This is a genomic window from Streptomyces sp. NPDC037401, assembly GCF_055602345.1.
Genome location: NZ_JBVJWO010000021.1, coordinates 115981 through 138364 on the forward strand (window position 1 = coordinate 115981; position 22384 = coordinate 138364).

At 73.0% G+C, this 22384-nt stretch carries 23 protein-coding genes; 15 read left to right on the plus strand and 8 right to left on the minus strand.

Annotation, left to right across the window (positions count from 1 at the left end):
- Positions 1–144 precede the first annotated feature (144 nt).
- Entirely contained in the window at positions 145–426 is a 282-nt protein-coding gene (locus ACZ7H1_RS23125) for an HPr family phosphocarrier protein (RefSeq protein WP_470789198.1), read from the minus strand.
- 172 nt (positions 427–598) lie between these two features.
- On the opposite strand from ACZ7H1_RS23125, the gene ACZ7H1_RS23130 reads away from it, so the two are divergent.
- From ACZ7H1_RS23130 to ACZ7H1_RS23145, 4 genes are read left to right on the plus strand one after another with little or no spacing between them, the layout of a single operon-like run.
- A complete protein-coding gene (locus ACZ7H1_RS23130) occupies positions 599–3646 on the plus strand; it encodes a bifunctional acetate--CoA ligase family protein/GNAT family N-acetyltransferase (protein ID WP_470789200.1) in 3048 nt (1015 codons plus the stop codon).
- A 40-nt stretch (positions 3647–3686) separates the two neighbouring features.
- Complete coding sequence (locus ACZ7H1_RS23135; protein WP_470789202.1) at positions 3687–4286, plus strand: DUF5998 family protein; 600 nt, start codon at positions 3687–3689, stop codon at positions 4284–4286.
- Positions 4286–5479, plus strand: coding sequence for an alkaline phosphatase family protein (locus ACZ7H1_RS23140; RefSeq protein ID WP_470789204.1), 1194 nt, complete (start codon positions 4286–4288; stop codon positions 5477–5479). The genes ACZ7H1_RS23135 and ACZ7H1_RS23140 overlap by 1 nt, the downstream gene beginning before the upstream one ends.
- A gap of 57 nt (positions 5480–5536) precedes the next feature.
- Positions 5537–6184, plus strand: a complete 648-nt coding sequence (locus tag ACZ7H1_RS23145) for a thymidine kinase (RefSeq protein WP_470789206.1) — start codon at positions 5537–5539, stop codon at positions 6182–6184.
- Between the two features lie 104 nt (positions 6185–6288).
- On the opposite strand, the gene ACZ7H1_RS23150 is transcribed toward ACZ7H1_RS23145, so the two are convergent.
- Positions 6289–6447, minus strand: a complete 159-nt coding sequence (locus tag ACZ7H1_RS23150; protein WP_470789207.1) for a hypothetical protein — start codon at positions 6445–6447, stop codon at positions 6289–6291.
- Between the two features lie 68 nt (positions 6448–6515).
- Positions 6516–7289 (minus strand): VOC family protein, encoded by a 774-nt coding sequence (locus tag ACZ7H1_RS23155; protein WP_470789209.1) that lies wholly within the window; start codon positions 7287–7289, stop codon positions 6516–6518.
- Between the two features lie 200 nt (positions 7290–7489).
- Here ACZ7H1_RS23155 and ACZ7H1_RS23160 point away from each other — a divergent pair, with 200 nt between their 5' ends.
- The gene (locus ACZ7H1_RS23160; protein ID WP_470789211.1) at positions 7490–8356 is read left to right on the plus strand and encodes a sulfurtransferase; all 867 of its coding nucleotides are present in this window, start codon (positions 7490–7492) and stop codon (positions 8354–8356) included.
- 90 nt (positions 8357–8446) lie between these two features.
- Here ACZ7H1_RS23160 and sepH read toward each other — a convergent pair whose 3' ends face one another.
- Positions 8447–9502, minus strand: a complete 1056-nt coding sequence (sepH, locus tag ACZ7H1_RS23165) for a septation protein SepH (protein WP_470789213.1) — start codon at positions 9500–9502, stop codon at positions 8447–8449.
- A 514-nt stretch (positions 9503–10016) separates the two neighbouring features.
- Here sepH and ACZ7H1_RS23170 point away from each other — a divergent pair.
- The gene (locus ACZ7H1_RS23170) at positions 10017–11012 is read left to right on the plus strand and encodes a hypothetical protein (RefSeq protein ID WP_470789214.1); all 996 of its coding nucleotides are present in this window, start codon (positions 10017–10019) and stop codon (positions 11010–11012) included.
- Positions 11013–11040: 28 nt separating this feature from the next.
- Here the strand turns inward: ACZ7H1_RS23170 and ACZ7H1_RS23175 are convergent, their stop codons facing one another.
- Positions 11041–12375, minus strand: coding sequence for a D-arabinono-1,4-lactone oxidase (locus tag ACZ7H1_RS23175; RefSeq protein WP_470789216.1), 1335 nt, complete (start codon positions 12373–12375; stop codon positions 11041–11043).
- A complete protein-coding gene (locus tag ACZ7H1_RS23180) occupies positions 12320–13576 on the minus strand; it encodes an MFS transporter (RefSeq protein WP_470789217.1) in 1257 nt (418 codons plus the stop codon). The genes ACZ7H1_RS23175 and ACZ7H1_RS23180 overlap by 56 nt, the downstream gene beginning before the upstream one ends.
- Positions 13577–13734: 158 nt before the next feature.
- Between ACZ7H1_RS23180 and ACZ7H1_RS23185 the strand changes: the two genes are divergently transcribed.
- Positions 13735–14892 (plus strand): ferrochelatase, encoded by a 1158-nt coding sequence (locus ACZ7H1_RS23185; protein WP_470789219.1) that lies wholly within the window; start codon positions 13735–13737, stop codon positions 14890–14892.
- Positions 14893–14912: 20 nt separating this feature from the next.
- Positions 14913–15716: an inositol monophosphatase family protein gene (locus ACZ7H1_RS23190; RefSeq protein WP_470789247.1), complete on the plus strand. Its 804-nt coding sequence runs from the start codon at positions 14913–14915 to the stop codon at positions 15714–15716.
- 85 nt (positions 15717–15801) lie between these two features.
- Here the strand turns inward: ACZ7H1_RS23190 and ACZ7H1_RS23195 are convergent, their stop codons facing one another.
- Positions 15802–15969, minus strand: a complete 168-nt coding sequence (locus ACZ7H1_RS23195) for a hypothetical protein (RefSeq protein WP_470789221.1) — start codon at positions 15967–15969, stop codon at positions 15802–15804.
- A 249-nt stretch (positions 15970–16218) separates the two neighbouring features.
- Here ACZ7H1_RS23195 and ACZ7H1_RS23200 point away from each other — a divergent pair, with 249 nt between their 5' ends.
- From ACZ7H1_RS23200 to ACZ7H1_RS23215, 4 genes are all read left to right on the plus strand, one after another.
- The gene (locus tag ACZ7H1_RS23200) at positions 16219–16872 is read left to right on the plus strand and encodes a response regulator transcription factor (protein WP_150206941.1); all 654 of its coding nucleotides are present in this window, start codon (positions 16219–16221) and stop codon (positions 16870–16872) included.
- A gap of 5 nt (positions 16873–16877) precedes the next feature.
- Entirely contained in the window at positions 16878–18128 is a 1251-nt protein-coding gene (locus ACZ7H1_RS23205; RefSeq protein ID WP_470789223.1) for a sensor histidine kinase, read from the plus strand.
- 417 nt (positions 18129–18545) lie between these two features.
- Positions 18546–18842, plus strand: a complete 297-nt coding sequence (locus ACZ7H1_RS23210) for a DUF4193 domain-containing protein (protein WP_328968141.1) — start codon at positions 18546–18548, stop codon at positions 18840–18842.
- Positions 18843–18850: 8 nt separating this feature from the next.
- Positions 18851–19759: a hypothetical protein gene (locus ACZ7H1_RS23215; RefSeq protein ID WP_470789225.1), complete on the plus strand. Its 909-nt coding sequence runs from the start codon at positions 18851–18853 to the stop codon at positions 19757–19759.
- A gap of 39 nt (positions 19760–19798) precedes the next feature.
- Here ACZ7H1_RS23215 and ACZ7H1_RS23220 read toward each other — a convergent pair whose 3' ends face one another.
- Positions 19799–20269 (minus strand): DUF3093 domain-containing protein, encoded by a 471-nt coding sequence (locus ACZ7H1_RS23220; protein ID WP_470789227.1) that lies wholly within the window; start codon positions 20267–20269, stop codon positions 19799–19801.
- 58 nt (positions 20270–20327) lie between these two features.
- On the opposite strand from ACZ7H1_RS23220, the gene ACZ7H1_RS23225 reads away from it, so the two are divergent.
- The 3 genes from ACZ7H1_RS23225 to ACZ7H1_RS23235 are packed head-to-tail and all read left to right on the plus strand — an operon-like array spanning position 20328 to position 22256.
- Positions 20328–20921 (plus strand): PaaI family thioesterase, encoded by a 594-nt coding sequence (locus ACZ7H1_RS23225; protein WP_470789229.1) that lies wholly within the window; start codon positions 20328–20330, stop codon positions 20919–20921.
- Positions 20921–21463 carry a dUTP diphosphatase gene (gene dut / locus ACZ7H1_RS23230; RefSeq protein ID WP_470789231.1) on the plus strand — a complete coding sequence of 181 codons (543 nt, stop codon included), beginning with the start codon at positions 20921–20923 and terminating at the stop codon, positions 21461–21463. Before ACZ7H1_RS23225 ends, dut begins: the two co-directional genes overlap by 1 nt.
- 1 nt (position 21464) lies before the next feature.
- Positions 21465–22256, plus strand: coding sequence for a DUF3710 domain-containing protein (locus ACZ7H1_RS23235; protein ID WP_470789232.1), 792 nt, complete (start codon positions 21465–21467; stop codon positions 22254–22256).
- The last annotated feature ends 128 nt before the right edge of the window (positions 22257–22384 follow it).

The following is a 22384-nucleotide window of genomic DNA, read 5'->3' on the forward strand; positions in this document are numbered from 1 at the left end:
CGCTCGCGGCATTTCCGGCTGCGCGAATTGTTTTTCCGTGGAGCGGTGGAAATGCGAGAACGGGCCGTCTGAAAACGCGAAGGCCGCGGTTCCCGTCGTACGGGAGGCCGCGGCCTCGGTGCGCGTGTGCGGTGATCCGGTGGATCAGACCGTCTCGGGGAGCTCTTCCAGGCCCTCCGCAACCAGCTTCGCCAGGCGGTCGAGCGCGGCCTCCGAACCCTCGGCCTCGGAGGCGAGGACGATCTCCTCGCCGCCCTGGGCGCCCAGGCCCAGGACCGCCAGCATCGAGCCGGCGTTGACCGGGTCGCCGCCGGCCTTCGCGATGGTCACCGGGACGCCGGAGGCCGTCGCCGCACGGACGAAGATCGAGGCGGGACGAGCGTGCAGGCCCTCGGCCCAGCCGACGTTGACGCGGCGCTCTGCCATGGTGATGCCCTTCAGGTTCTTGCCGGTTGTCTAGACCAGTCTCTCACGGCTCTCCGCGTGCTCGGACCGACCTTCGGCCCGGAAAAGCCCGCCGTTCGACCTTCCCCAGCTTGCACTGATTTGTCCCAGCTTGCCTAACTCGCCGCGCGAGGGAGATGCGTACGCTTGGCCCATGACCACGGCGTCGGACCCCTCGTACCCGGCTCACTGGGAAGCCGACGTGCTGCTGCGCGACGGCGGCACCGCCCGGATCAGGCCCATCACCACAGAGGACGCGGGCCGGCTGGTCAGCTTCTACGAGCAGGTGTCGGACGAGTCGAAGTACTACCGCTTCTTCGCGCCCTACCCCCGGCTGTCGGACCGGGACGTGCACCGCTTCACCCACCACGACTACGTGGACCGGGTCGGCCTGGCCGCCACCGTCGGCGGCGAGTTCATCGCGACCGTCCGCTACGACCGCATCGGCGCCGACGGCCGCCCCGCCTCCGCACCCGCCGACGAGGCCGAGGTCGCCTTCCTGGTCCAGGACGCGCACCAGGGCCGCGGAGTGGCCTCCGCCCTGCTGGAGCACATCGGGGCGGTCGCCCGCGAGCGCGGCATCCGGCGCTTCGCCGCGGAGGTGCTGCCCGCCAACGGCAAGATGATCAAAGTGTTCACGGACGCCGGGTACCAGCAGAAGCGGAGCTTCGAGGACGGCTCGGTCCACCTGACCCTGGACCTGGAGCCGACCGCCGAGTCGCTGGCCGTGCAGCGCGCCCGCGAACAGCGCGCCGAGGCGCGCTCGGTGCAGCGGCTGCTGACCCCCGGCTCGGTGGCCGTGATCGGCGTCAGCCGCTCGCCCGACGGGGTCGGACGGGCCGCGCTGGCCAATCTGCGGGCCGGCGGCTTCCCCGGGCCGCTCTACGCCGTCAACAGTGCGCTGGAGCCCGGCTGCACGGAACTGGCCGGAGTGCCGGCAGGCCGCTCGGTGGCCGACTTCGCCCCGGGCGTCGACCTCGCGGTGGTCGCCGTGCCCGCGGAACGCGTGCCGGAAGTCGTCGCGGACTGCGGCGAGCACGGCGTCCAGGGCCTGGTCGTCCTGTCGGCGGGCTACGGGGAAAGCGGACCCGAAGGCCTGGCCCGCCAGCGCGAACTGGTCCGCCAGGCCCGCTCGTACGGCATGCGGATCATCGGCCCGAACGCCTTCGGGGTGATCAACACGGCCTCCGGGCTGAACGCCTCGCTGGCGCCGGGCTCCCCGGACCCGGGGCGCATCGGCCTGTTCACCCAGTCCGGCGCGATCGGCATCGCCCTGCTGTCGGGGCTGGTACGGCGCGGCGCCGGGCTGTCGTCCTTCATCTCGGCGGGCAACCGCGCGGACGTCTCCGGGAACGACTTCCTCCAGTACTGGTACGACGACCCGGCCACGGACGTGGCCCTGCTGTACCTCGAAACCCTGGGCAACCCGCGGAAGTTCACCCGCCTCGCCCGGCGCACGGCGGCCGTCAAGCCGGTCGTCGTCGCCAAGGGCGGGCGTCACAGCGGCGTCAGCCCGGCCGGGCACGCGGTCCCCGAGACCCGGCTCCCCGACGCCACCGTCTCGGCGCTGCTCCGGCAGGCCGGCGTGATCCGCGTCGACACCGTGACCGAGCTGGTGGACGCGGGGCTGCTGCTGGCGGACCAGCCGCTGCCCGCGGGGCCGAGGATCGCGATCCTCGGGAACTCCGAGTCGCTGGGCGTGCTGACGTACGACGCGTGCCTGACGGAGGGGCTGCGGCCGCACCTGCCGCTGGACCTGACGACGGAGGCCGTGCCGGAGGACTTCCGGGACGCGCTGGCCGGCGCCCTCGCGGATCCTGCGAACGACGCCGTGATCGTCACGGCCATCCCCTCCGTCGGTGAGACCACGCTGACCGAGGACCTGGCGGAGGCGCTGCGGGCGGCGGCGGGCGGGGTTCCGGGCAAGCCGGTGGCTGTGGTGCACGTGGAGCTGGGGGAGCTGGCCGAGGCGCTGTCCGCCGCCGCCGTGACGACCCCGGCCCGGGGCTCCGCCCCCGACCCCTCGGGGGCTCCGCCCCCGGACCCCCGCGCCTCAACCGCCGGCGGGGCCGGAATTGCCCCCGGTGGGGCCGCGCACTTCGACGGGAGTCGGTTTGCCTCGGGCGGGGCTGGAATTGGCGCGGGTGGTGGCGTGCAGGCCGGTGGGCCTGCGGTTGCCTCCGGCGGCGCCTCAAACGCCGGCGGGGCCGGATCTGCCCCCGGTGGGGCCGCGCACTTCGACGGGAGTCGGTTTGCCTCCGGCGGGGCCGGATCTGCCTCCGGCGGGGGTGGTTCCGATGCCGGCGGGGCTGACCCTGCGCGCGGCGGGGGGCGGATTCCGGCCTATCCGGCGGCCGAGCGGGCCGTGCGGGCGATGGCCGAGGCCGTGCGGTACGGCGAGTGGCGGCGGAGGAACGCCGAGGGGGGTGCGCACGTGCCCGAGTACGACGACATCGACACCGCCGGGGCCGCCGGCCAGCTCACCCGGCTGCTGGAGCCCGTCGCCGACGACGCGGTCACGACCCTCGGCGCCGACGACGCCTCCGAGCTGCTCGCCCGCTACGGGATCCGGGTCCGGCCCACCCTGCCCGCGCCGACCCCCGACGACGCGGCCCGGGCGGCGCGCACGCTCGGGTACCCCATCGCGCTCAAGACGACCGCCCCGCACCTGCGCCACCGCGCCGACCTGGGCGGCGTCCGGCTCGACCTCGGCAGCGAGGAGGAGCTCAGGCGCTCGTACGAAGAGCTCACCGACGCCCTCGGCACCCCCGCCGAGCTCCAGCCGGTGGTCCAGGCGATGGTGCCGCGGGGCGTGGACACCGTCATCCGCTCCGTCATCGACCCGGCCGCCGGCGCCGTCCTCTCTTTCGGGCTCGCCGGCGTCGCCTCCGAGCTGCTCGGGGACACCGCCCACCGCCTCGTGCCCGCCACCGACCGCGACGCGGCCGAGCTGATCCGGTCGATCCGCACCGCCCCGCTGCTCTTCGGCTGGCGCGGCAGCGACCCGGTGGACACCCCGGCCCTGGAGGAGCTCCTGCTGCGGCTGTCCCGGCTGGTCGACGAGCACCCCGAGGTCGTCGGGGTGTCCCTGGAGCCCGTCGTCGTGGCCGCCGGAGGACTCTCCGTGCTCAGCGCCACCGTCCGCATCGCCCACCCCCCGGCGCGGACCGACCTCGGCCCGCGCACACTGCCCAGCTACTGAGCAGGCCGAGGCGCCCCGTACGGGCCTTAGGATGGACCTCATGGCGAAATCCGGTACGACGACCCAGGGGCTGCGCGCAGCGATCGAGCGCAGCGGCTACTACCCGGCCCTCGTGGCCGAGGCGGTGGAGGCCGCTGTCGGCGGCGAGCCCATCTCGTCGTACCTGGTCCACCAGGAGACCACCTTCGACTCCAACGAGGTGCGCCGCCACGTCACCGTGCTGGTCCTGACCGACCACCGCTTCATCGTCAGCCACACCGACGAGCAGGCCGCCGACGCCGGCTCGCCCTCGCCGTACGCGACCACGTCCACCGAGTCCGTGAAGCTGGGCAGCATCGCTTCGGTCGTGCTCAGCCGCGTGGTCGCGAACCCCGAGTCGTACACCCCCGGCACCCTGCCCCGAGAGGTCGTCCTGACCATCGGCTGGGGCGCCGTCTCCCGGATCGACCTGGAGCCCGCCGCCTGCGGCGACCCGAACTGCGACTCCGACCACGGCTACACCGGCAACTCCACCGCCGACGACCTGAGCCTGCGGGTCAGCGAGGCCGGTGACGGCCCCGAGGCGGTCCGCCAGACGCTCGTTTTCGCGCAGGCGCTCTCGGAGGCGACGGCGGCGACCGCTTCCCCCACCGTCCGCTGATGGTCCACTCCGCCTGGCAGGAACCGGAGCTCCTCGACCTCGGCACCGCGCCGGTCCCCGAGTACGGTTCGGGCTCGCTCGCCGATCTGCTGCCGACCCTGGCCGCCGGGCTCGGCGTCCCCGGCTTCACCGCGGCGGTGCCCGAGCTCACCCCGGCCGACCGGAACTGCGTGTTCCTGATCGACGGGCTCGGCTGGGAGCAGCTCAGGGCGCACCCCGACGAGGCCCCGTACCTGGCCTCGCTCCTCGGCACCTCGCGCGGCGGCACGGGCCGCCCTCTCACCTCCGGCTTCCCCGCGACCACCGCGACCTCGCTGGCCTCGGTCGGCACCGGTCTGCCGCCGGCCCGCCACGGCCTGCCCGGCTACGCGGCCCGCAACCCGGACACCGGCGAGCTGATGAACCAGCTGCGCTGGAGGCCGTGGACGTCGCCGAAGGTCTGGCAGCCCTACCCGACCGTCTTCCAGCTGGCCCACGAGGCCGGGGTGGCCACCGCGCAGGTGTCCTCGCCCGGGTTCGAGAGCACCCCGCTCACCAAGATCGCGCTGAGCGGCGGGACCTTCCTCGGCCGGATGGCCGGCGAGGAGCGGATGGACCTGGCCGCCGAGCGGCTCGCCGCCGGAGACCGCTCGCTCGTGTACACGTACTACAGCGAACTGGACGGCGCCGGGCACCGCTTCGGCGTCGACTCCGACGCGTGGCGCGGCCAGCTGATGTACGTGGACCGGATGGTGCAGCGGCTCGCCGAGCAACTGCCGCCGCGCACCGCCCTCTACGTCACCGCGGACCACGGCATGGTCGACGTCCCCTTCGACGAGGAGGCGCGCATCGACTTCGACGAGGACTGGGAGCTGCGCGCCGGCGTCGCCCTGCTGGGCGGCGAGGGCCGGGCCCGCCACGTGTACGCCGTCCCGGGCGCCGAGGCCGACGTGCTCACCGTGTGGCGCGAGGTGCTCGGGGACCGCTTCTGGGTGGCCGGCCGGGACGAGGCCCTGGCCCGCGGCTGGTTCGGCCTCCCCGGCGAGTACGACGAGCGGGTGCTCGGGCGGATCGGGGACGTGGTCGCGGCCGCCCACGACGACGTCGCGATCACGGCGTCGGTGAACGAGCCGAACGAATCCGCGCTGACGGGCATGCACGGCTCGATGACCCCCGCGGAGCAGCTCGTCCCGCTGCTCGAAGTCCGTACCTGAGCCTCGCCGTCCCGCTCCCGCCCTGCTGCCTACGACCCGAAAGGTCACCCGCTCTTCATGTCCGAATTGGTGTTTTTCTCCGGAACGATGGATTGCGGGAAGAGTACGCTGGCGCTCCAGATCGGCCACAACCGGTCGGCGCGCGGACTCCAGGGCGTGATCTTCACGCGTGACGACCGGGCGGGCGAGGGCAAGCTCTCGTCCCGGCTCGGCCTGGTGACGGAGGCCGTGGAAGCGGCCCCGGGCATGGACCTGTACGCCTATCTGGTCGACGAGATGTCCAAGGGCGGCAAGGTCGACTACGTGATCGTGGACGAGGCCCAGTTCCTCGCGCCCGAGCAGATCGACCAGCTCGCGCGGGTCGTGGACGACCTCGACCTCGACGTCTTCGCGTTCGGGATCACCACCGACTTCCGCACCAAGCTCTTCCCCGGCTCGCAGCGGCTGATCGAGCTCGCGGACCGCCTGGAGACGCTCCAGGTCGAGGCCATGTGCTGGTGCGGGGCGCGCGCCACGCACAACGCCCGTACGGTCGGCGGCGAGATGGTCGTGGAAGGCGAGCAGGTCGTCGTCGGCGACGTGAACCGCACCGCGGAGGTCGGCTACGAGGTCCTGTGCCGGCGCCACCACCGGCGCCGGATGACCAGCGCCGCCGCCCACGCGGGCGCCCTTTCGCCGGACGTGCTCCCCGTCACCTCCGCCTGACGGCCGGCAGAACGGATCCGCCGGCCGTCCGGAGCTGTCGTTACCGCCTCACGGGGTCGTACTGCCCACCTCCAGGTGGGTCCAGCTTCCCTCGATCACCCAGGTCATCGAGGCGAAGGGCGCCAGGCGCGGCGGCGGGCCGCAGGTGACGTCCGTCCGGACATGCACGTGGCGTCCGCCGAGACGAAGCTCAGCGCGGTCGGCAGCGCGTCGGTGACGGTGATCTGCTCGGCCTGTGAGGGGCCGTTGTCGGTGACGGTCACGACGTAGTCGAACGTCTCCCGCGGCGCCGCCCTCCGGCGGTCCCGTGCGCGGCCGGGAGGGCCGTACGTCAGGCGGGCACCGAGCGGACGATGGTGAAGACGGCGCCCTCCGGGTCCGCGACCGTGGCCAGGCGCCCGCTCGCGCCGTCCCGCGGCGGCTGCAGCACGTGGCCGCCCAGCAGCACGACCTGCTCGGCGGACTCGTCGGGGTCCGCCACCTCGAAGTACGTCATCCAGTGCGCACCCCGGTCGTGCGGCAGGGCCCGCCCCACCCCGTGCACCGAAGCGACCGGGCGGCCCTCCGCGTGGAGGGTCAGGTAGTCGAGGTCCGCGGAGACCACCGCCTCCGCGTGGTGCCCGAACACCGACTGGTAGAACTTGGCGACCGACGTCTCCTGGGTCACCAGTTCGTTCCAGGCGGGGGTGCCGGGCACGTCCGTGAGCCGCGTGCCCAGGTGCGCGTCCGCCTGCCAGATGCCGAACACGGCGCCGCCCGGGTCCGAGCAGATCGCCACCCGCCCGGCGTTGCCCGCGTCCAGCGGGCCGACGGCGACCGTGCCCCCGCAGCTGCGGATCGCCTCGGCGGTCGCGTCCGCGTCGTCCGTGGCGAGGTACGTGGTCCACGCGGTCGACAGGTGGCGGTCGGGCGGCAGCTGTCCGATGCCGGCCACGTCCTTGCCGTCGATCACGGCCCGGACGTACGGGCCGAGCTGGGCGGGCCCCGGGACGTACTCCCAGCCGAACAGCGCCGCGTAGAAGTCCTCGATCGCGCCGAGCCCGTGCACCATCAGGCTCACCCAGCACGGCGTACCCGGGACTCTTCGCACCCCTGACTCGGTCATGGCCGCTCCACTCCGTTCGTCCGCTCGTCTTCATCTGGTCCATCCGGGCTTCTGCGCCAGATGCTCGCACCACCCCGGCCGTGCCGCGCCCCGGCCGCGCCGCGTGCGAGGGCGCGCGGGGCGAGATGTCCGAATCGGGGCGGGCCCCCGGTGACGGGGCCGTTACGCCCGGCATACCCACCGGGAGCAAGATGGACCCCATGAATGCCATCAGCTCTTCCACGGGCTCGCCCCTCGTCTCCGCATCCGAACTGCTGACCACGGTGGCGGGCGCCCGCCCGCCGGTGCTGCTGGACGTGCGCTGGCAGCTGGGCGGCCCCTCCCAGCGCCCTGCGTACGAGGCCGGCCACCTGCCGGGAGCCGTGTACGTCGACCTGGACCGCGAGCTCGCGGGCCCGGTCGGCACCGGTGCGGCCGGCCGGCACCCGCTGCCCGACCCGGACGCCTTCGGGGCCGTCATGCGGCGCGCCGGGGTCGGCGCGGACACGCCGGTGATCGTGTACGACGGCGGTCAGGGCTGGGCCGCCGCCCGCGCGTGGTGGCTGTTGCGCTGGACGGGTCACACCGGGGTGCGCGTGCTCGACGGCGGACTGGCCGCGTGGACCGCGGCCGGGGGGCCGCTCAGCACCGACGTTCCGACCCCGGCCGAGGGCGATTTCAAGCCAACTCCGGGCGCCCTCGGACTCCTGGACGCGGACGGCGCGGCCGCGCTCGCCCGTACAGGAGTGCTGCTCGACGCCCGTGCGGGTGAGCGGTACCGCGGCGAGGTCGAGCCGATCGACCGCGTCGGCGGACACATCCCCGGTGCGCTGTCGGCGCCGACGACCGAGAACGTCGACCCGGACGGTCTCTTCCTCCCGGCCGCCGCCCTGCGGGACCGTTTCGGCGCACTCGGCGCGCAGCCGGAGGCGGCGGTGGGCGTCTACTGCGGTTCGGGCGTGTCCGGCGCGCACGAGGTGCTCGCGCTGGAGGTGGCCGGCATTCCGGCGGCCCTGTACGCGGGCAGCTGGTCGGAGTGGTCCTGGGACGGGACCCGTCCGGTGGCCACCGGCCCGGACGCCGGCTGACCGGCTGCCGCAACCGGCGCACGCCGGGGCTGCCGGAGGCCACCTCCGGCAGCCCCGGCGTCAGCCGTGCAGCCCGTACGCCCCGGGCGGTTACTCCTGCTTCTTGCGCCGGGTGCCGAAGACGATCTCGTCCCAGCTCGGCACGGCCGCCCGGCGGCCCGGCCGGACGCCGTCCGCTTCCGCCTGACGGTCGGTCGTACCCGTCAGCCGGTCCCGGTGCCCGGCCACCGTCCGCGGCATCAGCACGTCCGCGTACGCCGAACCGGCCGAGGCCGCGGACGCCGCGGGCGGCTCCTCCGCCTCGGTCTCCTCCACCGGCTCCACGGCGGACGGGCGTTCCGGCACGACCAGGTCGCCGCGGAAGCTCGGGACGGCCTCCAGCAGGCTGGTGAGCGAGTCCCGCTCCTCGGGCGGTTCCGCCGAGGGCGCGGACGCCACGGCCGGCAACTGCCGGTCCAGCGCGCGGTCGAGCGGCCGGTCCCGCGGCAGCCTGGCGATCCGCGGCACGAACGGGAAGCTCGGCTCCGGCGCCGTCGGCAGGTCGTCCGCCTCGCCGATCAGCGAGCGGGCTTCGTCGTCGACGGCCTGCACCAGCCGGCGCGGCGGGTCGTACGTCCAGCTCGCCGCGTGCGGTTCACCGGCGACCCGGTAGACCAGCAGGACTTCCCACGTGCCGTCGTCGCGGCGCCAGGAGTCCCACTGCACGGACTCCTTCTCGGCTCCGCGCAGCAACAGCCGTTCCTGTACGGCCTCGCCGAGCTGGGGTCCGGTGTTCTCGCCGGGACGGCGCACGGGGGTCTTGCGGGCGCGCTCGGCCATGAACGCGCGCTCCGCGAGGACCGGGCCCTCGAAGCGGCGCACGCGGTCGACGGGGATCCCGGCGAGCTGGGCCACTTCCTCCGCGGAGGCGCCTGCACGTATCCGCGCCTGGATGTCACGGGGGCGGAGGTGGCTCTCGACCTCGATCTCGATCTGCCCGAGCCGCGCCCGGTCGTTGCGGACGGCCGCGCGCAACCGCTCGTCGATCGGAAGGGTGTACTCCGTGCTGTCCGCAGCCTTGAGCACCAGTCGTGTGCCGTCATTGGAGACGGCCACGACACGCAGTTCGGGCATGGGGACCTCCCGGGTGGTGCCTGCCGACGTCACGTGCGTCGCTGCTTCCGCTAGTCGAGTGTGGCCTGCCCGGGTGCAGCCTGCCACAACCTTGCCGTGTTAAACCGGCGTGTCGGGCATGCGCCCTTGATCGCCGTTATGGCACGGTTACCTGTTGGCCACGGACAGTGACCGAGTGGTCACTCTGCGCATCAGGCGTTCGTGCGGTGCCGCGGCGCCGCCGGTGTCGAGTGCCGTTTCTCCATCAGCCGGCCCCGTCTCCCGGGTCCGGACATCCGAAAGGACGGACGGCCCCAGGGCTCGCCACAGTACTCCATTCGGGCCACCTCGGTGGACCGCCGCGCCGCCCAACTTCTCCCGCGGCAGGGGAGTTGGGATCCGTGCTGCCCTACGGCCCCTTGGCCTGCAGGTCATTTCGGGTGTCTTGCTTCACAGAATCCGCAGAAATGGAACTATCCGCTTCGCTCATCTGTCAGTAACTGCTGTAAGCGACGCCGCAGGACGTGACACGACGGCAGACGACGGCTGACGACGGCAGAGGACGGGGATGGACCGCACCACGCTCACCGGCTTCGAGGAGCAGGAAGGGAAGAAGGAGAAGCGGATCGACCTGAGCGTGGCGCAGGTCGCGGGCAGCTCCCTCGCCACGGTCGCCGCGGCCGTCCTCGCCTCGAAGATGGGCGTGTACGGGACCATCCTCGGGGCGGGCGTGGTCAGCGTGGTCGCCACCGCGGGCGGGCCCGTGATCCAGCACTTCTTCAAACGGACCGGCGAGCAGCTGCGCGAGGCGGGGGAGTCGGCCCGGCCGTCCCGGGCCCGGCAGGTCCCGCTGCCCGAGACCGAGACCGAGACCGAGACCAAGTCTGAGCTCGCACCCGAGATCTGGGCGCAGACGCGCCTGCTGCCGGCGGCCGATGCCACCCGCGCGCTCCCGGCGCACGACCGGCTCGACGAGCCTGAGCGGCACGACCCGCACGACCGCACCATGATGCTGCGCGCCCCCGCCGCCGGGAACCCGGCCGCCGAAGGCCCCGCAGAGGAGTTCGGCGAGGCTTCCACGCACGGGACCCGGTTCCGCGGCTGGAAGCGCACCGCCGTCGCCGCCGCGCTGGTGTTCGGCGTCTCCATGGGCGGCATCACCGCGTACGAGGGCCTGTCGGGCTCGAAGCTGGGCGGCGGCGAAGGCTCCACCCTGCGCACGGCGTTCACCGGGCACTCCGGAACGGGCGGGAAGAAGACCCCGCCCGCCCCGCAGCAGGACCCGGGGACCGAAGACTCCCGCACCGACGGGACGTCCGGGACTGCCGAGCCCGCCGGGCCGGGAGCTCCGACGCCCTCGCACGGCGGACGCGACCCGGGGCCCACGCCCACACCGACGCCCACCCTCACACCGACCCCGACCCCGACCCCGACGCCCACACCCACCCCGACGCCGACTCCGACACCCACGCCGTCGAAGGGGGCGTCGCAGCAGCCGGATCCCGCCGGGGGTGACACCGGCGAGGGCGGGGGCAGCCGGCAGGACGGCCGGGCGGAGCAGTAGCGCCGCCCCGCGCCGCAGTGCTCCCGCGTCAGTCGCCCAGGACCCGCCGCAGGTAGTCGTTCTGGAACACCCGGTCCGGGTCCAGCCGGTCGCGCAGTGCCGTGAACTCACCGAACCGCGGGTACTGCGCGGCGAAGTACTCCGCGTCGCGCGTGTGGATCTTGCCCCAGTGCGGCCGCCCGCCGTGCGCCGTGAAGATCCGCTCGGCGGCGGTGAAGTACGCCCGGTACGGCGTGCCGCGGTACATGTGCACCGCGATGTACGCGGTGTCCCGCCCGGAGGCCGTCGACAGCGTGATGTCGTCGGCCGGGGCGGTGCGCACCTCCACCGGGAAGCCGATCCGCAGGTCCGAGCGGTCCACCATCGCCTTCAGCTCGCGCAGCGCCCCGACCGCCCGCTCGCGCGGCAGGGCGTACTCCATCTCCACGAAGCGCACCCGGCGCGGGCTGGTGAAGACCTTGTACGGGATGTCGGTGTACGTACGGGCGGACAGCGCCCGGCTCGCGATGCGGGCGACGGACGGGACGGTCGCGGGGAAGGCCCGGCCCAGTGAGCACACGGCCTGGAACACGCCGTTGGACAGCAGCTCGTCCTCGATCCAGGCGCTGACGGCCGGGGGCGGGGCGGCCGGACCGGCGCTGCGGTTGTTCCGCTTGGTGTTGCAGTTGCCCGTGTGCGGGAACCAGTAGAACTCGAAGTGCTCGTTCTCCGCGACGTGCTCGTCGAACTCCGCCGCCACCCGGTCGAAGCGCATGGGCTCCTCACGCGCCGTCAGCAGGAACAGCGGCTCCACGGCGAAGGTGAGCGAGGTGACGATCCCGAGCGCGCCGATGCCGATCCGGGCGGCCGCGAAGACCTCGGGATTCTCCTTCTCGGAACACGTCAGCAGCCCGCCGTCGGCCGTCACCAGGTCGAGGGACCTGATCTGCGCGGCGATCGAGGCCGAGTCGCGGCCGGTGCCGTGGGTGCCGGTGCCGACCGCGCCGGAGACCGTCTGCTCCATGATGTCGCCCATGTTCGTGAGCGACAGGCCCTCCCGGGCCAGCGCCACGTTCAGGTCCTTCAGCGGGGTGCCGGCCGCCACCGTCACGGTGCCCGCGGCCCGGTCGATCCCGAGGATCCCGGACAGGGCCTGGGGGCGGATCAGGACGCCGTCCGTGGCGGCGGCCGCGGTGAAGGAGTGGCCGGTGCCGACCGCCTTCGCCTTCAGGCCGTCCCCGGCGGCGCGGCGCACCGCCTCGCGGAGGTCGTCGACCGATGCCGGCGTGACCACCCGGGCCGGCGTGGCGGACACGTTGCCCGCCCAGTTACGCCACGTGCTCGGTGTTGCGTTCCGGCCTGCCTTCGTGCTCGTCGTACCCATCGGGTCCCTCCCCTTGCGCAGACCTCGTCAGCCTGCGGTAACCCGCGAACGCCACCGCCGCCGCGGCCGCTCCCGCCGAGATGGAGACGACGTACCCGGCCTTCGCCCCGGCCGCGTCGATCACCCAGCCGGCCACGGAGGACCCGAGCGCGACGCCGACCGCGAGCCCGGTGCCCGTCCAGGTCATGCCCTCGGTCAGCTTCGCGCGTGGTACGTGCGCCTCGATCAGGGCCATCGTGGTGACCATCGTGGGAGCGATGGCGAGGCCCGCGACGAAGAGCGCCACGGCCAGAAACGGAAGGTTCCCGGCCAGTAGGAGGGGGATCATACTCACGGCCATCGCGCAGATGCCCAGTACCCACCTGCGTTCGGTCCGGCCCTTGAGGTGGAGGAGACCGAAGGCCAGTCCGGCCAGGCACGAGCCGAGGGCCCAGACCGCCAGGACGATGCTGGCGGCGGCCTTGTGGCCCTGCTCCTCGGCGAAGGCCACGGTCACGACGTCGACCGAGCCGAAGATGGCTCCGGTGGCGGTGAAGGTGGCCACGAGGACCTGGAGGCCGGGGGAGCGCAGGGCCGAGCGCTTGTCCGCGCCGGGGTCGCGCGGGTGCGGCTCCGGCTCCGTGGCGCGCTGGGCGGTCAGCCACCACACGCCGACGAGCAGGAGGACGGCGGAGATCAGGGGGCCCGCCTCGGGGAACCACACCGTCGACAGGCCGATCGACGCGATCGGGCCGACGATGAAACAGACCTCGTCCATGACCGATTCGAAGGCGTACGCCGTGTGCAGCTCGCGCTGGCCGTCGCGGTAGAGGGCGGTCCAGCGGGCCCGGAGCATCGCGCCGACGCTCGGCGTGACGCCGGCGCCGGCGGCGAAGACGAACAGCGTCCAGTCGGGGGCGTCCTGGCGGGCCGCGACGAGCAGACCGGACACGGCGGCGACGGATATGAGGGTCGCCGGCCGCAGGACGCGGCGCTGGCCGTACTGGTCGACGAGCCGGGAGACCTGCGGGCCCAGGACGGCGGCGGAGAGCGCGAGGGCGGCGGTGAGCGCGCCGGCCAGGCCGTACCGGCCGGTCATCTGGGAGATCATCGTGACGATGCCGATGCCCAGCATGGAGAGCGGCATCCGCCCGAAGAACCCGGCGGCGGTGAAGGCCTTGGTTCCGGGGGCGGCGAAGATGGCGCGATAGGGACTGGCCAAGGGGGCCCTCCGTAAGGGATGTAAGCGGCCCATACAGATTACGGCCGTCGATGGCGCACCCGCATGTGCAATATGCGCGCGAAGTTAGGTAAACCTTACTCGTCTCGCCCTGCGAAGTCGGTTACCGGCCTCCGGGCTCGGGTGGCAGGATTCGGGACATGCCAGAGCAGCTCCCCCACACCGCCTCCGCAAGCCCCTACGACGCCCTCCTGCTGCTGTCCTTCGGCGGCCCCGAGGGTCCCGACGACGTGGTGCCGTTCCTCGAGAACGTGACGCGCGGCCGGGGCATCCCCCGCGAGCGGCTCAAGGAGGTCGGACAGCACTACTTCGGGTTCGGCGGGGTCAGCCCCATCAACGGCCAGAACCGCGAGCTGCTGGACGCCCTGCGCAAGGACTTCGCCGGGCACGGACTGGACCTGCCCGTGTACTGGGGCAACCGCAACTGGGCCCCCTACCTGACCGACACGCTGCGCGAGATGCACCGCGACGGCCGCCGCCGCATCGCGGTGCTGGCGACCAGCGCGTACGCCTCGTACTCGGGCTGCCGGCAGTACCGGGAGAACCTCGCCGACGCGCTCGCCGTGCTGGCCGAGGAGGGCACGCCGGCCGGGGAGCTGCCGCGGGTCGACAAGCTGCGGCACTACTTCAACCACCCCGGCTTCGTGGAGCCGATGATCGACGGCGTGCTGGACGCCCTGGCCACCCTGCCCGAGGACGTGCGCGCCGGGGCCCGGCTGGCCTTCACCACCCACTCCATCCCCACCGCGGCCGCCGATGCCTCCGGGCCGGCGGAGGAGCACACGGAGCACGGAGAGGGCGGTGCATATGTGACACAGCACCGTGACGTGGCACAGGTGATCGCAGACGCGGTCGCCGCCCGGACCGGCACCGAGCGCCCCTGGGAACTGGTCTACCAGTCCCGCAGCGGCGCCCCCCACATCCCGTGGCTGGAGCCCGACATCTGCGACCACCTGGAGGCCCTCCACGGGGCCGGGGCCCCGGCGGTCGTTATGGTCCCGATCGGCTTCGTCTCGGACCACATGGAGGTCCTGTACGACCTCGACACCGAGGCCACCGCCAAGGCCGCCGAGCTGGGCCTGCCGGTGGCCCGCTCCGCGACCGTCGGCGCCGACCCGCGGTTCGCCGCCGCCGTGCGCGAACTCCTCCTGGAGCGCGCCGCCGCCGAGCGCGGGGACACGGTCGAGCGCTGCGCGCTCGGACGGCTCGGCCCGAGCCATGATCTGTGTGAGGTGGGGTGCTGCCCCGCCCGGATCCCGCGGCCGGCCGCCGCCGGAGCCGACAGCCCGTACGCGTGAGCGCCGAGGAGACCGCAGCCGTGACCGATCCGCTGACCGCCGAACTGCTCGCCCTCGCACTGGAGGCCGCCCGGCAGGCGGCCGAGCTGCTGCGCGACGGGCGGCCCGCAGACCTCGGCGTCGCCGCCACGAAGTCCAGCCCCATCGACGTCGTCACCGAAATGGACATCGCCGCCGAGAAACTGATCACCGGATACCTGGCGCAGCACCGCCCGGACGACGGCTTCCTCGGCGAGGAGGGCGCCAGCAGCACGGGCACCAGCGGGGTGCGCTGGATCGTCGACCCGCTCGACGGGACCGTGAACTACCTCTACGGCCTGCCCTCCTGGGCCGTGTCGATCGCCGCCGAGCACCACGGCGAGACGATCGCCGGCGTGGTCGCCGCCCCGATGCGCGGCGAGACGTACCACGCGGTGCGCGGCGGCGGGGCCTGGCTCGCCGGCGGCGGCCCGCTGCGCTGCCGGGCGGCCGCGCCGCTGGACCAGGCGCTGGTGTCGACCGGCTTCAACTACGTCCAGAGCGTGCGCAGCCACCAGGCCGACGTGGCCCGGGAGCTGATCCCGCGGGTCCGCGACATCCGCCGCAGCGGCTCCGCGGCCGTGGACCTGTGCGACGTGGCGGCAGGCCGGCTGGACGGGTACTACGAACGCGGACTGCACCCGTGGGACCTGGCGGCGGGCGACCTCATCGCCCGGGAGGCGGGTGCGCTGACCGGCGGCCGTCCGGGGGAACCGCCCTCGAACGACCTGACGGTGGCGGCGACCCCGGCCGTCTTCGGCCCGCTGCAGGCCCTCCTCGACGAGGCCGGAGCCTGGCACGACTGACCGCGCCCGCCCGCCCCGCCGCCGCTGCGGACGCACGAGGGCCCCCGGCCGCCGGAGCGGTGGCCGGGGGCCCTCGTACGTCGTGTCAGGCGGCGGTGACTCGGACGCCGTGTTCGGCGGCGAGACGGTGCAGGTCGTCCAGTTCTGCCTGCTCGACCTCCGCGAGGAAGTCGTCGCCCGTCTCGCGCGCCCGCGTGAGGTCGGACTCCGTGGTCTTGATGCGCTGCAGAAGACCTGCGGTGAATGCGTCCATGGTGCGCCTCCTCTTCCTCGGCCGGGGCATGGCACGGCACTCTCAGGGGGGTGATCGAGGGTGTGCATGCGTCCTCCCCGGCACCCGGTGCGCAGAAACCTCGCGAGGCCCGGGAATCCTCGCCTCCACCCCCGCACGGGCGTCTTACAGCCGGTTTACGGCCGAAAGGGGCAGGATGTATCCGCTCAGTGATGTGTCCTGAGCGTCCACGACACCCCGCCCGGATGGGCTCAGAGGAAGGAAATCGACGTGCGCGTACTCGTCGTCGAGGACGAGCAGCTGCTCGCCGATGCGGTGGCCACCGGACTGCGCCGGGAGGCCATGGCAGTCGACGTCGTGTACGACGGCGCGGCTGCCCTGGAGCGCGTCGGCGTGAACGACTACGACGTGGTCGTGCTCGACCGGGACCTGCCTCTGGTGCACGGCGACGACGTCTGCCGGAAGATCGTCGAGCTCGGCATGCCCACCCGCGTCCTGATGCTCACCGCCTCCGGCGACGTGAGCGACCGCGTGGAGGGCCTGGAGCTCGGTGCCGACGACTACCTGCCCAAGCCGTTCGCCTTCAGCGAGCTGACCGCCCGCGTCCGCGCGCTCGGCCGGCGTACGACCGTGGCGCTGCCGCCCGTGCTGGAGCGCGCCGGGATCAAGCTGGACCCGAACCGCCGGGAGGTGTTCCGGGACGGCAAGGAGGTTCAGCTCGCACCCAAGGAGTTCGCCGTGCTGGAGGTCCTCATGCGCAGCGAGGGCACCGTCGTCTCGGCCGAGCAGCTGCTGGAGAAGGCGTGGGACGAGAACACCGACCCGTTCACGAACGTCGTCCGCGTGACCGTGATGACCCTGCGGCGCAAGCTCGGCGAGCCGCCGGTCATCGTGACCGTGCCCGGCTCCGGATACCGGATCTGACGCGGGTGGCCCCGACTCCGGCGCCGCCGGCGGCGCCCCCGAAACCGACCTGGGACCCGATCCCCGGTCAGCCGGAGGGCCAGTTCCCCTGGCTCAGACCGACCATCCGGATACGGCTCACGCTGCTGTACGGCGGGATGTTCCTGATCGCGGGCATCCTGCTGCTGTCGATCATCTACCTGCTCGCCGCGCAGGCCCTGCGCGTCGGCAGCCCGCCGCCGTTCAAGATCGTGGACGGGCAGAACGTCACCGTCACCAGCGCGAGCTGCCCCGGCGTGAGCGGCGTGAAGAACGTCGACGACTTCAACAACGCCATCGCGGCCTGCATGGACACCCAGCGCAAGCACGCGCTGGACGACCTGCTCAGCCGGTCGCTGATGGCCCTGCTGGGCCTGAGCATCATCGCCTTCGCCTTCGGCTACGCGATGGCCGGCCGGGTGCTCTCGCCACTGGGCAAGATCACCCGTACCGCCCGCCGGGTGGTCGGCTCCGACCTGACCCGGCGGATCGAGCTGGACGGGCCGGACGACGAGCTCAAGGAGCTCGCCGACACCTTCGACGAGATGCTCGACCGGCTGGAGCGGGCCTTCACGGCCCAGCAGCGGTTCGTCGGCAACGCATCCCACGAGCTGAGAACGCCCCTGGCGATCAATCGCACGCTGCTGGAGGTCCACCTCTCCGATCCGGGGGCCCCGGTGGAGCTCCAGCAGCTCGGCAGGACGCTGCTGGCCACCAACGAACGCAGCGAGCAGCTCGTCGAGGGCCTGCTGCTGCTCGCCCGCAGCGACAACCAGATCGTGGAGCGCAAGCCGGTCGACCTGGCCGAGGTCGCCTCGCGGGCCATCGACCAGGCCCGTACGGAGGCCGACGGCAAGGGCGTGGAGATCCGCGGGGAGCGCGCGCTCGCCATGGTGCAGGGCAACGGCGTCCTGCTGGAGCGGATCGCGCTGAACCTGGTCCAGAACGCCGTCCGGTACAACGTGCCCGAGGGCGGCTGGGTGGAGGTCACCACCGAGACGCAGCACGGTCAGGCGGTGCTGGTGGTATCGAACACGGGTCCCGTTGTTCCCGCGTACGAGATCGACAATCTTTTCGAGCCGTTCAGGCGGCTGCGTACCGAGCGGACGGGCAGTGACAAGGGCGTCGGGCTCGGTCTGTCGATCGCGCGGTCGGTGGCCCGGGCGCACGGCGGCCGGATCTCCGCGGTGCCCCGCGAGGGTGGTGGCCTGGTGATGCGTGTCACGCTTCCCGTCTGAGAGCGGCCCTGGGCGCTGCTTCGGCGCCGGCCCGAGAAGGCCCGGGATATTCGCTTTGGGTGGAATATGACACACTTGCACATTGTCGGTCGGTGTGTGATCGATCACAGTGCACTGTGCCGGGTCATGCACGTTCGGTGACCCCGTGGGTGCCGGAAAGCCCGGGAAAGTCCGGGTTTCCGGCCCCCTCATAGGCGGGAAATACACGGGGTGGCGCCCGTGCACCACCACCATCGGACCGTGTACGGTCCCGTTCGCCATCCCAGCCCATCGCTCCTTCAGGTGCGCGGCTGGGTGTCGATTGAGTAACAGACCTTGATGTGAGGCAAAATCTCCGCCTCAGGTCGGGCACAAGTCCGACCTCTCGCGCGTTACCTGCGCTGAGACACCGCTAACACCCAGAGGGGGAGAGCGAACATGGCAACGGACTACGACACCCCACGCAAGACCGATGACGACGTCGACAACGACAGCCTCGAAGAGCTGAAGGCCCGGCGTAGCGACAAGTCCGCGTCTGCCGTCGACGTAGACGACTTCGACGCGGCAGAAGGCATGGAGCTGCCCGGCGCGGACCTCTCCAACGAGGAACTGGCCGTCCGGGTGCTGCCCAAGCAGGCCGATGAGTTCACCTGCATGAGCTGCTTCCTGGTGCACCACCGCAGCCAGCTGGCCCGCGAGAAGAACGGCCAGCCCATCTGCGTCGACTGCGACTGACAGCCGCCGTGGCAGGCTCGACGCCGTTCCGGAAACGCCGTTTCCGGAAGGAGCTGGGATCCGCGGAGGCGTACGAAGGCGGCACGGGCCCGGAAACGGGCCTGGAGCTCTCCTCCGTGCCCTCCGCCACGCCGGGTACGCCGGGCACACCCCCGCCCGGCTCGGGCCGCAGGCGGGCCGCCAGGGCTGCTGACGCCGTCAAATACGGCCTCCGCAGGAGCGGTGACGGAGCGCGCGCGGGAATCTCGTACATCGCAGACCGCGTCATCGAGATCGCCCCGCGCATCCCCGTCCGGGACCTGGCCACCCTGCGCAGGCAGTTTCCCGGCCTCGGCCCCGAAGAGCTGGCCGGCAAGCTGATCGCGGGCGCCGCCCACGCCAGCTCCACGGTGGGCGCCGGCGTCGGAGCGGCAGCCATGCTGCCCGTACCGCCGGCCATGCCCGCGGAGCTCGCCGCCGAGATCACCGGCGTCGCGGCCGTCGAGCTCAAGCTCATAGCCGAACTGCACGAGGTCTACGGCCTGCGGCCGCCCGGCTCCCTGAAGGACCGCAGCTTCGCCTACCTCACCTCGTGGACCGAGGAACGCGGCATCGACGTCACCAAGCCGACCACGCTCAACGCCGCCCTCGGCGGCCAGCTGAAGCGCGAACTGCGCCAGCAGATCACCAAGCGGACGGTCCGGAACCTCCCGAACCTCATGCCCTTCATGATCGGCGCGGCCGTCGGCGCGGTGATGAACCGCCGCGACACCAAACGACTCGCCGAGAAGGTCCGTACGGACCTCCGCGCCCGGGCCGTCCCCTGGGACGCGCTGCCGCAGCTCCCGCCGCTGGAGCAGCCCGCGAACCCGCTTCCCGTCATCGACACCCCCGGCGCGCCCGGAGGCGCCCTGGAGGGCCCGCAGGGCCTCGCCTGACGGCCCGGCGGCCTTGCGGGCCGGAAGGGGCCCCGCTGGTCAGTCCTGCGCGCCGCCCGCACCCGCGGCGCGCAGTGCGGCGGCCAGCGCCTGCGGCTCTCGCGTCGACAGGTACACGTACGGCGTCGGGTCGGCCGGATCCGTCACCTCGACCCGCACCGCCGTCGGCACGTAGCTCCGCATCAGCATGAACGCCCGCGTGTCCGCCTTGTACGTGCGCCAGGCGCGCGCCTCCTCGGGCTCCAGCACCTCCGGCTCACCCAGCGCCGACACCGGGATCCGCGCGTCGCCGGCGGCGAGCGAGCCGTTCACCACGCGCACGCGCGCGGACCCGTACGAACTGACCAGCAGACCCGTCAGCGCGGTGCCCCCGACCAGCCCGGCGAGCAGCGGGAGGGTCCCGAGGGGCAGCAGCATCAGCGCACAGGAGATGCCGATCAGCACGGCGATCACCCACCAGGAGCGCGGGGCGGTCAGGCGTTCGTCGTGGTGCGGGGCGGAGAGCTGCATGTCTCCAAGCTTGGCACGGGGCGACCGGCGGGTAGCCGCGCGGGTAAGGTCTGCGCCTGTGAGTGGACGAAACACCGCATCGACTGCCTTGACGCCCCCGGCCGACGCCGCCGCGCCCGTCCGGCACCCCGACGCCCCGGCCCCCGGCGAGCTGCTCGGCGCGCACTACGAGCACTGTTTCGGCTGTGGCGAGGGCCAGCCGCACGGCCTGCACCTGGAGGCGCGGGCCGGCGAGGGCGTGCGCGTCACCGCGGAGTTCACCGTCAAGGCCGCCCACCAGGGCGCGCCCGGCCTCGCCCACGGCGGCGTCCTGGCCACGGCCCTCGACGAGACGCTCGGCTCCCTGAACTGGCTGCTGCGGGTGATCGCCGTGACCGGGCGGCTGGAGACCGACTTCGTGCGGCCCGTCCCGGTGGACACCGTGCTGCACCTGGAGGCCGAGGTCACCGCCGTCGCCGGCCGGAAGATCTACTCCACGGCCGTGGGCCGGATAGGCGGCCCGCAGGGCCCCGTCGCGGTCCGCGCCGACGCACTCTTCATCGAAGTCAAGGTCGACCACTTCATCGAGAACGGACGGCCCGAGGAGATCCGGGCGGCGATGGCCGACCCGGACCAGGTCAGGCGCGCCCGCGCCTTCGAGGTGAACCCCTGATGTCCCAGAACCACGGCCCCGACAGCCGGGTCGACGTACTGATCCGCCGCACGGACCCGGACGTGCCGATTCCGGCGTACGGGCACCCCGGCGACGCCGGCTGCGATCTCGTCACCACGCAGGCGGCCGAACTCGCCCCCGGAGAGCGGACCGTACTGCCCACCGGCGTGTCCATCGCCCTGCCCGACGGGTACGCGGCGTTCGTGCACCCGCGCTCCGGGCTGGCCGCCCGGTGCGGGCTCGCCCTCGTGAATGCCCCGGGGACGGTGGATGCCGGGTACCGTGGGGAGATCAAGGTGATTGTGGTCAACCTCGACCCGCGCGAAAGCGTCCGGTTCGAGCGCTTCGACCGCATTGCCCAACTGGTTGTCCAGCGGGTAGAGAAGGTTCGCTTCCACGAGGTGGCGGAGCTTCCGGGCTCGGCACGGGCCGAGGGGGGCTTCGGGTCGACCGGCGGGCATGCGGCTGTGGCCGGATCCGGCGCTGGGCAGCAGGGTGGGAATGGCTACGCTTCGGTCGTATCCGACCGGGAAGGACAGTGACGTGTTCGGACGTCGCAAGAAGAGCAGCTCCGTCAGTGGGAGCGACGAGGCCGAGCAGGTCGACGTGACCCTCGACGGGACTGCCGGTGCGCAGGACTCCGACGAGCTCGCCGGTCTCACCACGGGTGCACAGCGCAGGGTGAACCTGCCGCCGGCCCCGCGGCCGGACGGCCCGTGGGACGTCTCCGAGGTCTCCGAGCCCGGCGAGGGCCGGGTCGACCTGGGCGGCGTCTTCGTGCCCGGTGTCGAAGGCATGGAACTCCGTGTGGAGGTCGCCGGTGACGCGATCGTCGCCGCGACCGTGGTGCTGCGCGACAGCGCGGTGCAGCTGCAGGCCTTCGCAGCGCCCAAGAAGGAAGGCATCTGGGGCGAGGTGCGCGAGGAGATCGCCTCGGGCATCACCCAGCAGGGCGGAATCATCGACGAGGTCGAGGGCCCGCTGGGCTGGGAGCTGCGCGCGCAGGTCCCCGTACAGCTGCCCGACGGCACGGGCGGTGTGCAGCTGGTGCGCTTCGTCGGCGTCGACGGTCCGCGCTGGTTCCTGCGGGGTGTGATTTCCGGCCAGGGCGCGGTGCAGCCCGAGGCCGCCGGCCTGCTGGAGCAGATCTTCCGTGACACCGTCGTGGTGCGCGGCGAGGCCCCGATGGCTCCCCGCGACCCGATCGTCCTCAAGCTGCCGAACGACGCCCAGATGGTGCCGGACGGCGTGCAGACCGAGGACCAGGAGGGCTCGCGGTTCTCCGGTGGCATGGGCCACCTCGAGCGCGGACCGGAGATCACCGAGGTCCGCTGACGCCTCGGCGCAGGCGGGCCTCTCGGGCCTCCGATGTGCAGTGGCGGGGGGGGGGGGGGGGGGGGGGGGGGGGGGGGGGAGGGGGGGGGGGGGGAGCGGGGGAGGGGGGAGGGGCGGGGAGGGGGGGC

Excerpts from the sequence above, each read along its gene's own strand:
- ACZ7H1_RS23125 (WP_470789198.1), bottom strand. The coding sequence starts at position 426 with ATGGCAGAGCGCCGCGTCAACGTCGGCTGGGCCGAGGGCCTGCACGCT.
- ACZ7H1_RS23130 (WP_470789200.1), top strand. The coding sequence starts at position 599 with ATGACCACGGCGTCGGACCCCTCGTACCCGGCTCACTGGGAAGCCGAC.
- ACZ7H1_RS23135 (WP_470789202.1), top strand. The coding sequence starts at position 3,687 with ATGGCGAAATCCGGTACGACGACCCAGGGGCTGCGCGCAGCGATCGAG.
- ACZ7H1_RS23140 (WP_470789204.1), top strand. The coding sequence starts at position 4,286 with ATGGTCCACTCCGCCTGGCAGGAACCGGAGCTCCTCGACCTCGGCACC.
- ACZ7H1_RS23145 (WP_470789206.1), top strand. The coding sequence starts at position 5,537 with ATGTCCGAATTGGTGTTTTTCTCCGGAACGATGGATTGCGGGAAGAGT.
- ACZ7H1_RS23155 (WP_470789209.1), bottom strand. The coding sequence starts at position 7,289 with ATGACCGAGTCAGGGGTGCGAAGAGTCCCGGGTACGCCGTGCTGGGTG.
- ACZ7H1_RS23160 (WP_470789211.1), top strand. The coding sequence starts at position 7,490 with ATGAATGCCATCAGCTCTTCCACGGGCTCGCCCCTCGTCTCCGCATCC.
- ACZ7H1_RS23170 (WP_470789214.1), top strand. The coding sequence starts at position 10,017 with ATGGACCGCACCACGCTCACCGGCTTCGAGGAGCAGGAAGGGAAGAAG.
- ACZ7H1_RS23175 (WP_470789216.1), bottom strand. The coding sequence starts at position 12,375 with ATGGGTACGACGAGCACGAAGGCAGGCCGGAACGCAACACCGAGCACG.
- ACZ7H1_RS23185 (WP_470789219.1), top strand. The coding sequence starts at position 13,735 with ATGCCAGAGCAGCTCCCCCACACCGCCTCCGCAAGCCCCTACGACGCC.
- ACZ7H1_RS23195 (WP_470789221.1), bottom strand. The coding sequence starts at position 15,969 with ATGGACGCATTCACCGCAGGTCTTCTGCAGCGCATCAAGACCACGGAG.
- ACZ7H1_RS23210 (WP_328968141.1), top strand. The coding sequence starts at position 18,546 with ATGGCAACGGACTACGACACCCCACGCAAGACCGATGACGACGTCGAC.
- ACZ7H1_RS23220 (WP_470789227.1), bottom strand. The coding sequence starts at position 20,269 with ATGCAGCTCTCCGCCCCGCACCACGACGAACGCCTGACCGCCCCGCGC.
- dut (WP_470789231.1), top strand. The coding sequence starts at position 20,921 with ATGTCCCAGAACCACGGCCCCGACAGCCGGGTCGACGTACTGATCCGC.